9 protein-coding genes are annotated in these 11,908 nt (G+C 49.3%); 5 read left to right on the forward strand and 4 right to left on the reverse strand.

Features of this window, described 5'->3' with window-relative positions; genetic code table 11:
- Positions 1-2 precede the first annotated feature (2 nt).
- The 4 genes from TSUB_RS23120 to TSUB_RS23135 all read left to right on the forward strand — a co-directional run bounded on the left by TSUB_RS23120 (position 3) and on the right by TSUB_RS23135 (position 6,879).
- A complete protein-coding gene (locus TSUB_RS23120; protein WP_087018314.1) occupies positions 3-1,301 on the forward strand; it encodes an efflux RND transporter periplasmic adaptor subunit in 1,299 nt (432 codons plus the stop codon).
- Positions 1,301-4,429: an efflux RND transporter permease subunit gene (locus TSUB_RS23125; protein WP_087018316.1), complete on the forward strand. Its 3,129-nt coding sequence runs from the start codon at positions 1,301-1,303 to the stop codon at positions 4,427-4,429. Before TSUB_RS23120 ends, TSUB_RS23125 begins: the two co-directional genes overlap by 1 nt.
- Positions 4,430-4,457: 28 nt before the next feature.
- Positions 4,458-6,107 carry a methyl-accepting chemotaxis protein gene (locus TSUB_RS23130; protein ID WP_159064838.1) on the forward strand — a complete coding sequence of 550 codons (1,650 nt, stop codon included), beginning with the start codon at positions 4,458-4,460 and terminating at the stop codon, positions 6,105-6,107.
- A gap of 157 nt (positions 6,108-6,264) precedes the next feature.
- Positions 6,265-6,879 (forward strand): DsbA family protein, encoded by a 615-nt coding sequence (locus TSUB_RS23135; RefSeq protein ID WP_087018320.1) that lies wholly within the window; start codon positions 6,265-6,267, stop codon positions 6,877-6,879.
- A gap of 14 nt (positions 6,880-6,893) precedes the next feature.
- Here the strand turns inward: TSUB_RS23135 and TSUB_RS23140 are convergent, their stop codons facing one another.
- Genes TSUB_RS23140 through TSUB_RS23150 form a run of 3 tightly spaced genes read right to left on the reverse strand, consistent with a single transcriptional unit; the run spans position 6,894 to position 9,945 of the window.
- Entirely contained in the window at positions 6,894-8,753 is a 1,860-nt protein-coding gene (locus TSUB_RS23140; RefSeq protein WP_087018322.1) for a radical SAM/SPASM domain-containing protein, read from the reverse strand.
- A 9-nt stretch (positions 8,754-8,762) separates the two neighbouring features.
- Positions 8,763-9,494, reverse strand: a complete 732-nt coding sequence (locus tag TSUB_RS23145) for a hypothetical protein (RefSeq protein ID WP_087018324.1) — start codon at positions 9,492-9,494, stop codon at positions 8,763-8,765.
- A gap of 16 nt (positions 9,495-9,510) precedes the next feature.
- Entirely contained in the window at positions 9,511-9,945 is a 435-nt protein-coding gene (locus TSUB_RS23150) for a hypothetical protein (RefSeq protein WP_159064839.1), read from the reverse strand.
- Positions 9,946-9,977: 32 nt separating this feature from the next.
- Here TSUB_RS23150 and TSUB_RS25225 point away from each other — a divergent pair, with 32 nt between their 5' ends.
- A complete protein-coding gene (locus TSUB_RS25225) occupies positions 9,978-10,103 on the forward strand; it encodes a hypothetical protein (protein ID WP_281422938.1) in 126 nt (41 codons plus the stop codon).
- Between the two features lie 84 nt (positions 10,104-10,187).
- Here the strand turns inward: TSUB_RS25225 and TSUB_RS23155 are convergent, their stop codons facing one another.
- Positions 10,188-11,834 (reverse strand): amidohydrolase, encoded by a 1,647-nt coding sequence (locus TSUB_RS23155; protein WP_087018328.1) that lies wholly within the window; start codon positions 11,832-11,834, stop codon positions 10,188-10,190.
- Between the last annotated feature and the right edge of the window lie 74 nt (positions 11,835-11,908).

The following is an 11,908-nucleotide window of genomic DNA, read 5'->3' on the forward strand; positions in this document are numbered from 1 at the left end:
CCATGGCAACACCCTCTTCAACGCCACGCAAGGCAATAGTCAGTCTATTTAAATGGGGCTTACCCTGTCTCATTTTGGCGGCGGGTGTCTATGCAAGTCATCATTTCCTTCAAGGAAAACCACCACGCCCATCTCGTCCGGGGCAGCCGCCGAGTCGAACCGTCGATATCGAGCAAATATCGCTAGGCCAAGACATTCCGCAAATTGTGGTGCAAGGCGAGGTCGAAGCTAAACGCACCATTAACTTGCGCTCGCAGTTGCGCGGCTTAGTGACGAAAATGTCTGACGAGCTGGTACTCGGCGGCTTCGTTAAGCAGGGCAATACGCTACTCAATATTGATCCTCGCGATCACGCCCTCGCGGTTAAGGAAGCGGAAGCGACACTGGCCCGCCACAAAGCCCTGTACCAAGTCGAATTTGGTCGCCGACGTGCAGCAGAAATGGAGTACCAGCTCTCGGGGCAAACCTTGTCTGATGACGATCTCGCCCTCGTATTGCGCCAACCGCAGTTAGCGCAGATTGAAGCCGATATCGCTCGCAGCCAAGCCTCCCTAGAGCGTGCGAAACTCAATTATGAGCGTACCCAAATCACCGCCCCTTTTGATGCACAAATTGCGACGCTTGATGTCGCGGAAGGCAGCTTGCTGCGAGATAACTCCCCCATTGTTGACCTCGTTGCCACCGATACGTTTTGGTTACGAGTCAGTGTCCCAGCCCACCAGCTCCAATGGATCACCTTCCCAGAGAATGGCCGTGCCACCGATAGTGATGGTCAATGCATAGGGTCGTCTGTCACGGTACGAAACCCGCATGAATGGGGGGCTCGGGCAGCACGCCAAGGCTGTGTAGTCAGCCTCTTACCCAATCTGGACAGCCGGGTAAAACTTGCTTCACTCCTAATTGAAATTGATGATCCGCTGGCAATGCAGCCAGACAATGCAGGGCAACCCAAAGTGCTCCTCAACGCCTTCTTGCAAGCCGAAATAGACACTAATCCGTTCGAAAACGTCGCCCGTGTTTCACGTCGTCACCTTCAACAAGGTGAATTTGTTTGGCTTATGTCTGAGGACGATACCTTGGTCGCTCAGCCTGTCTCGATTGCTTTTCGCGCTCAAGAGTATGTTTTGGTTGATGACGGCCTGACTGAAGGCGATCGCTTGATCACCACCCCACTACCGGGCGCGGTTGAAGGCATCCGACTCGAAGAGCGGCAGTCCACCGCGGAATTTGACACACCTTTCGCCGCCAATAAGACACCCAATGTGAGTGATATCGCCACCTTACAAGAAGAGAACAGCTAATGGATAAACGACGCGGTGCCATTGCTTGGATGGCCAACAACGGCGTAACCCCCAATTTGTTGATGCTGTTTTTTATCCTTGGCGGGCTCTTAATGGCTTGGCAGATTAAAAAAGAGGTCTACCCCAATTATCAACACAACTCGATTCGAATTTGGGTCCATTATCCCGGCTCGACGCCACTAGAGATGGAGCAAGGTGTCACCCTGCCGATAGAGAATGCCATCAATGGTATCGAAGGGATCAAAGAGATCCATGGTTGGGCCAACTCCGCTGGTACTAACATTACCGCCGAGCTGATCAATGGTGTCGACCCAGAGCGCGTGCTGCGTGAAGTCGAAAGCGCGGTCAATCGCGCCCCCCTGCCCGCGGGTGCAGAAAAGCCAAGGATCTTCCGCAATGAAACCCGCGACCAATCCTTTGAGCTCGTTCTCTATGGCGATGTAGACCCCATTGCACTCAAAGAAACCAGTACCGAAATCCGCAATATCTTACTCAGTTCTCCCGGACTGACCCAAATCGAAGTCGGTGGCTTTTCGAAATACGAGGTACAGATTCAGGTCGACACGCACACCTTACAGCAATACGGTTTAGGTCTCTCCGACGTCGCTAACAGCGTGAGTCGCCATGCGATAAACCAGTCCGGCGGACGCTTAGAAACGGAAGGGGGCGATATCCTCATCCAAATCGACGAAAGTCGCGGTTGGGCAGAAGACTTCAGTGATATTGTTGTGATGCAGTCAGCCAACGGCAGCCGCCTCTATTTAGAGGATATCGCGACCATCCAAGATGGTTTCGCCAATCGTCATAACCGCAACTTTTATAACGGCTACCCTTCCGCCAGTATTCGTATCTACCGCATCGCCGATCAAACCCCGGTTTCGATTTCGGAATCCGTCTATGCCTTAATGGCAGATATCGACGCAGCATTACAACCCGGCATGGCCATTGAAGTTGTTGAAGATGATGCCGTTATCTACCAGCAACGCATGTCATTGCTGCTTAAGAATGCCTTCAGCGGCTTACTGCTGGTGTTGTTCGTCTTGGCCTTGTTCCTTGATGTACGTCTCGCGTTTTGGGTCACTGTCGGTATCCCGACCGCCTTCTTAGGCGCACTGCTCTTCTTACCGAGCATGGACGTGTCTATCAATATGATCTCCATGTTCGCGTTCATTATTGCCCTCGGCATCGTGGTCGATGATGCCATTATCGCGGGAGAGAATATTCACGACAAAATGAGTCAAGGTATGCGGTTCACTGAAGCAGCGGTCGAAGGGGCCAAAGATATCGCCGTCCCGCTGACATTCAGTATCTTGACCAATATCGTCGCCTTTATTCCGATCTGGTTCCTGCCCGGCACACTGGGGTTAACCTTCAAGGTGGTGCCCATTGTGGTGGCCGCTGTGTTCATCATTTCTTGGGTAGAAGCCCTTTTCATTCTCCCAGCTCACTTAGCGCACATCGATTACCGGCAGCCACCCAGATGGACTCGGCCGTTTAACCGCGTCCAACGGGCCGTTGACGCCGTACTACAGTGGCTTATCCAGCGGGCTTATATCCCCAGCTTGCGTCATCTGCTTGCTGGGCGTTACATCGTGATTACCACCGGCTTTGCCATGCTGGTCACCGCCATCGCCTACATCTCTGGCGGCCACATGGGCTTTACCACCATGCCCAGAGTCGAAGCTGAATTCTCTGTTGCGCGCGCGTTTATGCCTGTCGGAAGTTCAGCGGAAGAAGCGGACATGGTGCGCCACCAGCTTGAGACCGCCGCTAAACAAGTCCTCGCCGACAACGGCGGCGATGAGCTTGCGAAAGGTATCTCTAGCCGGATTTGGAGTCGCGATGGTGAGTATGTCGTGATGACCCGCATCTTCCTTCATCCATCCGACCAAAGGGAGATGAGTACGCGGCAAGTCTCAGCACAATGGCGCGCATTAACAGGCGACGTGCCTGTCGCCAATGCGGTGCGCTTTTCAGCGACTGGCAATGGACCGGGGGCAGATGTCGCAGGTGTCACATTGGAACTCACTCACCGCAATAATCAGGCGTTACGTGCCGCCAGTGAAGAACTCAGCGATATTCTCACCAACTTTGCTGGCATTGTAGATATCGAAAACAGCTTTATGTCCGGTAGCCAACAGATACGCCTGACGCTAAGGCCCGAAGGCAAATCGATGGGACTCACTGAGCAGGCGCTCATTGGTCAAATCCGTCACGCCTTCAATGGTGTCCGCGCGATTCGACAACAACGTGGCAGTGACGAAGTCGATGTTAAAGTGCAGCTCCCCGATTGGCAGCGGGCCAGTGTATATCACTTAGAGCAGTTGCCCATTAAAGTGGGTAATGACTTTATTCCGCTGGCGCAAATTGCTGACGTTCACCGAGAATACTCTGCTTCGGCTATCCATCGCCGAGATGGTCAACGTCGCATCGAAGTCAGTGCTGATATCACACCGTCCTCTGAGGCAATGAACCTCACGCAAAACTTACGTCGTGATGTTCTGCCTTTGCTAGAAGAAAAGTATCCCGGCTTGGATATCGGTTTTCGCGGCGATCAGGCTGAGCAAAAAGAGAGCCTAGAGAGCCTCGCTGTGAATGGTGCATTGGTGATGTTAGCGCTGTATTGCTTGCTTGCCATTCCTTTTAAAAGCTATACCCAGCCCCTCATCATTATGACCATTATTCCATTCGGTCTAATTGGTGCGGTACTCGGCCACCTCGCCTTAGGTTATGTGCTCAGTATCGTTAGCTTGTTGGGTATCCTCGCCCTTAGCGGCGTGGTGATCAACGACAGTTTGATTCTTGTCACTGAAGTCAATCGCAACCGTGACAACGGGGTGCCGTTATTTGATGCCATCATCAACGGCAGCGCACGCCGATTCCGCCCAATCATCCTCACCACGCTGACCACGTTTGGTGGCCTCGCACCGATGATTCTGGAAACCTCAAATCAAGCCCAACTGATGATCCCAATGGCGATTTCACTGGGTTTCGGCATTCTTTTTGCCACTTTAATCACCTTAGTTTTACTGCCTTGCTTATATGCGGTTCTCGAGGACATCAAATTGCTATTTGGTCATAGCGACGCTTCCCAAACTCAAGCACCGCAAACACAACAATACCAATAACACTATTTTCACACAGGAGTACGACCCAATGCTTGCCATACTCAACTGGAGTAGAAAAATCACCAGTAAACTGATCATCGTCATACTGGTCTCATTCATTGCCATTGCAACCATCGCTTACGAAGGCTTGATGGGGCTGAGTCGGCTTAACGATGAAATCGCGGTTCTCGTTGAAGATAATATGGCACAGATTACTCAGACTTCTGACATGCAGTACCACGTAGATCAAGCGCGTACACGCACTATGCTCGCCCTTGATGCCTCCGTCGAGCTTGAAGATTATGACGTGATTATGGCGCATACCGAGGCAGTGAATCACCACCACGCCCTTACCATGCAGAGCATGGATAACTTGAGAAATCTCCAACTTTCCGCAGCGTTTCTCCGCACCTTGGTGACGACAGAGCAAGCCATACAGACCTTGTTTACGCAAGGGCTAAACCCGGTTATCGATGACATCGAAATGAACGATTACGCTGCAGCGCGCACACGTCTCAATGACACCGTAGTGACGCAACTGGATAGCTTACAAGCACAACTGCGCCAGCTTACCGCCTACAGTATGGAAGAAGCGAGGGCAACCTATGCCCTCTCTCAGCAAACGGCCAGCCGCTTATTCACAGGCGTCATCGTTGTCCTGATTGCAAGTTCGCTCGTGCTAGGACTGATGGCTTTCTTCACCGTTAAACGCATCGCGTTCGCGCTTTCTGGTCTCCAAAAGACCGCAAGTTCCGTTGCCAATGGCAATTTAATTGCCCGTGTCGATATTGGCGGTCAAGATGAGTTTAGTGAGGTCGCCAATGCCGTCAATCACATCGCGGAACGATATCAGCAAACCGTCTCCCTCATTCGCTGTAGCGCCGACGCGCTGGCAAATGCGGTGTCTGAAAACACCCAACTGGCACAAAGCACAACTGCGAATGTTGAGTCACAGCAGCAACAAATCCAAGCCATCGCCGCCGCGACGGAAGAGCTCGCCACCACAGTACGAGAGGTTGCCGAAAGTGCCATCTCAGCGGCTGACGCCTCACAAACGTCAGATTGTCACGCCAACCATGGTCAAACTATCGTCGATGAAGCCATCACGCGTTCAGTCGAACTGGCAAGCACGATAGAGGAAGCGAAAGAGACCATTGTCGCCCTTGGACAGCAGTCAAAACACATCAGCGTGGTATCTGACACGATTCGAGATATTTCAGAACAAACCAACTTGCTCGCCCTCAATGCCGCCATCGAAGCCGCACGCGCGGGTGGATACGGCAGAGGTTTTGCGGTAGTTGCTGAAGAAGTGAGATCATTGGCTCAACGCACGCATCAAGCGACACATGATATACAGGCAATGATTGCTGACTTGCAACAGGGCTGCGATAGCGCCATCGACAAAATGAATACTGGTGATAACTTTGCCCGTCAAAGTAGTGAAAAAACCCAGCAAGCAGGCACGTCGCTCGCATCGATAGTGGAAGCCGTCGCGACGATAGCAGCAATGAACACGCAAATCGCGACGGCCGCAGAGCAACAAGCGATTGTCACCGATGATGTCAATCAGACCGTCGCGTCCATCAGCCTACTTTCGGATTCCACCTCTGTAGATGCCAAGAAGAGCCTCGACACGTCAAAGTCGATCTCGGAGCTTGCAACTGCACTCACGAAAGAAGTAGCGGCTTTCGCGGTATAATCGCGTAGACTCAAGTAACGTCCGGTTGCTTGAGTCTCTTTCATCACAGGTTGGGAAGGAGACATTACCCCACTCGACGCGGAAAAGGCGTTCTGGAAACCACGACATTCCGATTCCGTCGAGACAGATTGACACATTCATCATAAGGAAGGTTACGATGCGACTCTTATATATCATGGATCCAATGTGTGCTTGGTGTTTCGGATTTAAGCCAGAACTAGAAAGTTTCCTCGCGAATCATCCTTCCGCTGAAGTGGAATGGGTCATGGGCGGCCTCGCGCCAGATACCGATGTCCCTATGGATGACGCCCTCAAGCGCACTATTGCTGCCTATTGGCACCAGATAGAAGACAAAACCCAAGTGACGTTTAATCACGACTACTGGCACACTAACACGCCATATCGCTCAACCTATCCCGCTTGCCGCGCGGTTATCGCTGCGGAAAGACTCCACCAAGGTAGCGCCCCAAAAATGGCACAAGCGATTCAGTCCGCCTATTATTTAAACGCGCAAAACCCGTCGCTAGAAAACACGCTGATCGACTGCGCGTCTTCTATCGGCTTAGATGCGCATCCGTTTCTGACTGAACTGCACTCACAAGAAACAGAACAACATTTTCAGCAGCACCTTGGCATTGTCTATCAGTTACAAATTAGTGGCTTTCCCGCACTGATCTACATCGACAACGAAAACCGTGCTCACCCATTGACCTTAGGGTATTGCCAAACCACGGATCTTGAGGCGCGTTTAACACACATTCAGCGTCTGTAATAAGAGCCTGAACCTTAGTCAAAAACCACCTCAACATCGAGCTGATTACTTTCACTATTCTGATCTTGCATTGGGGTAACCTTTTCATCCCAATAGAACTCGATAAAAGGAAAAGGCAAATTAATCGCTTGTATATGATAGAAAGCATTGTTCTTTTGCTTGCTGTAATGATATTCACGCAGTGCTTTGGTAGTCACAAACAAGTTGTTACGTACATCTTTGAGAAACAGAGCGGCATGAGACTGGAAAAAGGCAGTAAGGTCAAAGACCCAATACTCCCCACCCTCTTCTGACATTGCTTGCAAGCTACGATCGTAAATCGTGTAGTCAGTCAGATGCTCTTGTTTGGTGCGTCCTTCATCACCATAAGAGACCATGGTATTTCTGAGCAACATCAAGTAGACGGCATTGTTAACCGGATCTTTACTATTCAAAGCCAGTGCATCTTTGCGCACGTGTAGACAAACTTTCTTACTGATATTCAAGTTCGCTAGGTCGTTAACCGTATTGAGTACCGGACTCACTAACGCATATCGCATCCCATCAACCGACAGATAAAAAAGCTGATCGTGATAGACATTTTGCAGCATTTTATCTTCGGCGATTATCGCCGCTAAGTGGTTCTCCGCTTGATACAGTTCCGGCGTAATGACCTGCTGACGTGTTGGCCGCACCTGGTTTTCCGAAAAACTCTGAATATTGTTTCGAAATTTATAGGCCGTCGCATACTGACTAATGTAGTCGGCATCATAAGGGGGATAGCGCTCAGGGTTATCTCGATAGAGTGTTTTTTGCAGCAAACAGGTATAACTTTTAGTCAACAAGGTTTGATGACGAACAAATACGCACCCTTGGTTGCAATAAGGCAAATATTCACATTCAAAACACGCCGTATCGGCAACCAGCTGGTTTTCGTTCGCTTCAATGACGAGAGAGCCGTTTGCGATAATGTCTTTTACCGGGGACTCAAAGACATTGCCATAGAAAAAATCGCGCGATGATTGCCCCCGAGGGCAAGCATAAACATCCCCATTTTCTTGCAGCATGAAAAACTTGTCGCCGCAGTTTACTGCACTACAACAGTATTCTGGCGTAAACTCTTTAAACCAATGGGTGTTTAAGCCAGCTTCTAACTCTGTGCCCACAAACGCTTCTTTTATTCGATGATAAAATCGCACCTGCTCTTGCTGCGTTAGCATTTCAGGTACGTCGATAGGAAACTTTTCTTGATTCTTCACACTATCAAACGAAAACATCACATTAAACTTCGTCATATCTAATCCGATATCACGATGAATAAACCAGATATCGTCAATAAACTGATCAATATGCGCCATATGTGCTTTAGTCACGACGCAAGATATCTTTCTATTATGTGGATACTTAGCGAGCAGCTTGAGATTGGCTAACGTTTTGTCTAACGTCGAACGGCCCTTTTTGTCTGTCCGATATTGCGCATGCAGTGACAATGGCAAATCAACACTGCCACTGATCGATACTTTATACGCTTCGCAAATATCTTGAATCCGATCAAAGTTATAAAGGTTCGTTTTAATATGAAGAGGATTAACCGCGAACCCGGCTTGATGAATACGTTCGCGATGCACAGCATAGTAATGAGAGCAATACCTAAAGAGCGCTTCTAGTTGCGGCTTCGGGATCGCAGTTGGCTCACCACCATGCAATGAGATGTTAAACGGAACAATATCGGCTTCTAGCAGTTTCCCTACCGTATAACGCAGCGTTTCACTCAAATCTTTCGTTTGCGGCGTGCCATTTGTTCCGTCCCCCAAATAACAGTACTGACACCCCATGTTGCAATAGTTTGTTGGCGCATAAAGCAAGTGAATGAATTTCGAATCATGACTATTCATTGCGCACAATTACCTAAAGAAACCGGAAACAAGTACCTGAACAATCAGTGTGACAGGAAGAATCAAGATCATTCTCGTCTGTAAGCTATTTTTAGCCGCGGCAATGCCATCAGTGACCTTGGAAAGCCCGCTAAGCGACGCAAAATATAGACCGGGATCATTCGCCTTATAGCCAATCGTAATGCAGTTGCTGTTTTTAGCGACAACGTGTCCCCACACAGACACGGGCATATCCGGGGTCAGGTAGTACTCCACAACCTCGTAGCTCGTATATTTAGACTGTGCCAAGTGTGTTTGCTCTTTTAACGGAAACCGTTTGCTGGTAAAGGTCTCGGTCAAGAGATCCACCACACCACATGAAGCCTTCGGTGAGGCGATAAAAACGGTTTGCTGATCGTCTGAAAGCAAAACGGGGGTCGGTTCTGACTCTTCTTTTATGATCACTGGTGCATGATCCATATAGCCTTTTTGCGGGGCCGGGCGCTTAGACCTAAACAGCGCTTTCACATGCATTCGCCAATACAGGGAGTCTACTTGACCATAAGGTGAGGTCGAGACCTTACCGGAAGGCACACCCTCAAAACGCACGTAGTCACCTTCTTGCGCCTCTTCAGACAAAGGCTCAGCCTCTTCGAGCACCGATAGGGTTTTTCGCCTTTCTGATAAGGTATTCATGCTGCTAAAGATCATACATAGCATGATGATAAACACGATAATTCCCGGAACAAATTCTATAGACACGATCTGCTACCCTTCCTTAGCCATTATTATTGTTGTTGTTATTATTATTGTTGTTATTGTTATTATTGTTGTTCGTCATTAACTCTAACCCTGCTAGCGTTACACCGGCAGCGGCTATTCCAGCGACACCATTACTCGCGGCTTCACCGATGTAATATTCTGGTTCAATACGGCTTATTTTTTCACCGTCAAAAGTAAACATGACTTGATGATTTTCAGCATTTAAGCAAGGGATGGTTTCTTTCACAGCATTATTCTCAAAGAAGTAGACAATGGCTCCTTTGACTAAGACATGCCGTTGCTGAATGTTTTCACTAAAAAAACGACTCAGTTTGGGTAGTAACGTCACGTTGTACTTTGTCAGCTCTGCACGCGACAAAAAAGTTTCAATTGTTGCTCTATCGACACTCATTAGGCTTTTCCATATCATTTTTGAGGCTATTTTATTCATTCCGACTTCTGCTATTTGTGAAGCAGCTCCAGATGATGAAAATAGCAAGCCCTTACAGTGACTTACTCTGCGCATTCATTAGAAAGGCGCATCCCATTGCGGCATTGAAAAAGCGGTTACGCGTCTTTGGTTTAAATCTCGAAGATAGGGTTCATTGAGGCTCACTTAAGTAAGCGCCCCGGCATGTCAATGCCGACATTGCGTCGGCATTGTTGGAGTAAAGTGACTTACAATCTTATCCGCTATTGCGCATCAAAAACGATCTCGCCTGCCAATACTGTCATTAATACTTCTGTTTCAGGCACTTGCTTGAGGGGAAGCTTGGTGATGTCATCACTCAACACCACCATGTCGGCAAACTTCCCTACGGTTAACGAACCTGTGATCTCGTCGATCCCTAAGCTTTTGGCCGCATTGATAGTGTACGCCTTAATCGCTTCATCAATGTTGGGTAAGCCTTTCGTTTTCAGCTCCACACTCGCGGCAATGCCGAGTAACGGATTAAGCTCCAACACATTCCAATCACTGCTCAAGGTGACATTTGTGCCTACCTTAAACATCTCATGCAAGTTCACCATGGTGCGCGCGCGTCGAGCACCTATTAACAACTCCGCCCATTCGTGGTTACGGTCGGTGACATAGTGAGGGCTAACTTGGAAATCAGCACTGACACCAAGCTGCGCAAACCGAGGGACATCGAGCTTGTTAACCAACTCGACATGAGTCAAGGTGTAATCCAATTCAGACCCCGCGCGGCGAGCCGCTGAGATCGCCGTCAATGATTCGCGTACCGCGCCATCGCCAATCGCGTGAATATGCGCGCCATAACCCAACGGCATGAGTGCTTTTAACCACGTCTCCATCGCTGCCTGGCTAATATAGTTAATCCCATAGAGGTCATCCTCTAGATACGTCTCCATATAAGGCGCTAACAGCTTGGCAGTACTGTTGATAATAATGCCATCACTGTACATCTTCACTTGATCAACACGCAGCAGGCGATCAGGATCCGCAGAGTAAGCGGTGGTGAGAAACCGAAGCTGCTCGTTCATTGGCAGATCTGGGTAGATCCACGGTCGCAAAGCAACACGCGCGGTGAGATCGCCATTTTTTTCCGCCGCTTGCCAGACATCAAACCAACCACGCCGCCAGTACATGCGGCCATCACCTATCGTCGTAATCCCGTTTGCGGCAACGTCTTCCAGCCCCATCATCAAACCGTTGTAGCTGCGGTTAAACTTGTCACTACTGCTATTCCACGCCAGTTCAAGCAACTCATCGCCAGCATTGTCGAGCAAAATACCGCTGAACTCGCCATTGTCCATATAGAGCAAACGACCACCAACAGGCACTGGCATATCAGAGGTTACACCACCTGCACGCAGCGCCAACGAGTTGGCCCAGACGGAATGGGAAGTCTCCTCCATGATCACCGCAGGTTGATGAGGAAACACTTTGTCCAACACCTCTAGCGGCGAAACTCGCCCCATCGCGTCTAACAAGGCATTAATGGAGAACCCATAACCAATCACCCATTCATGATCAGACACCTCATCACGGCACGCTACCAGCTCATCAACATGGTCTTTTAATGTGCCGCCGGGATTTAAGATGCATTCGCTTCCAATGTCTCCGCGCGCCTCAAAAACATGATTGTGATTATCGATGAACCCGGGCAACACGAAAGCCCCGCCTAAATCGATCACTTCACTGTTTTCCGTTTTATAAGTCAGGGCATCCGCGTTTGAAACGAAGGCTTTAAATTTGCCCTCTTCAATAACGATCGCTTGCGCATCGGCATGACTGTAAATATCAGCATTGATGTAAAGCGTCGTCGCCGCCAAGGCGCTACTCGACAGCAGTGACATTGGCAATAACGCCAACGACATGAAGGAATTTTTAAACACCACAACATTCCCAATAAGAATAATTAACAGGATTAGTATAGCGTTATTAATCGTTT

The sequence above is a fragment of the Thaumasiovibrio subtropicus genome (assembly GCF_019703835.1).
Taxonomy (GTDB): domain Bacteria; phylum Pseudomonadota; class Gammaproteobacteria; order Enterobacterales; family Vibrionaceae; genus Thaumasiovibrio; species Thaumasiovibrio subtropicus.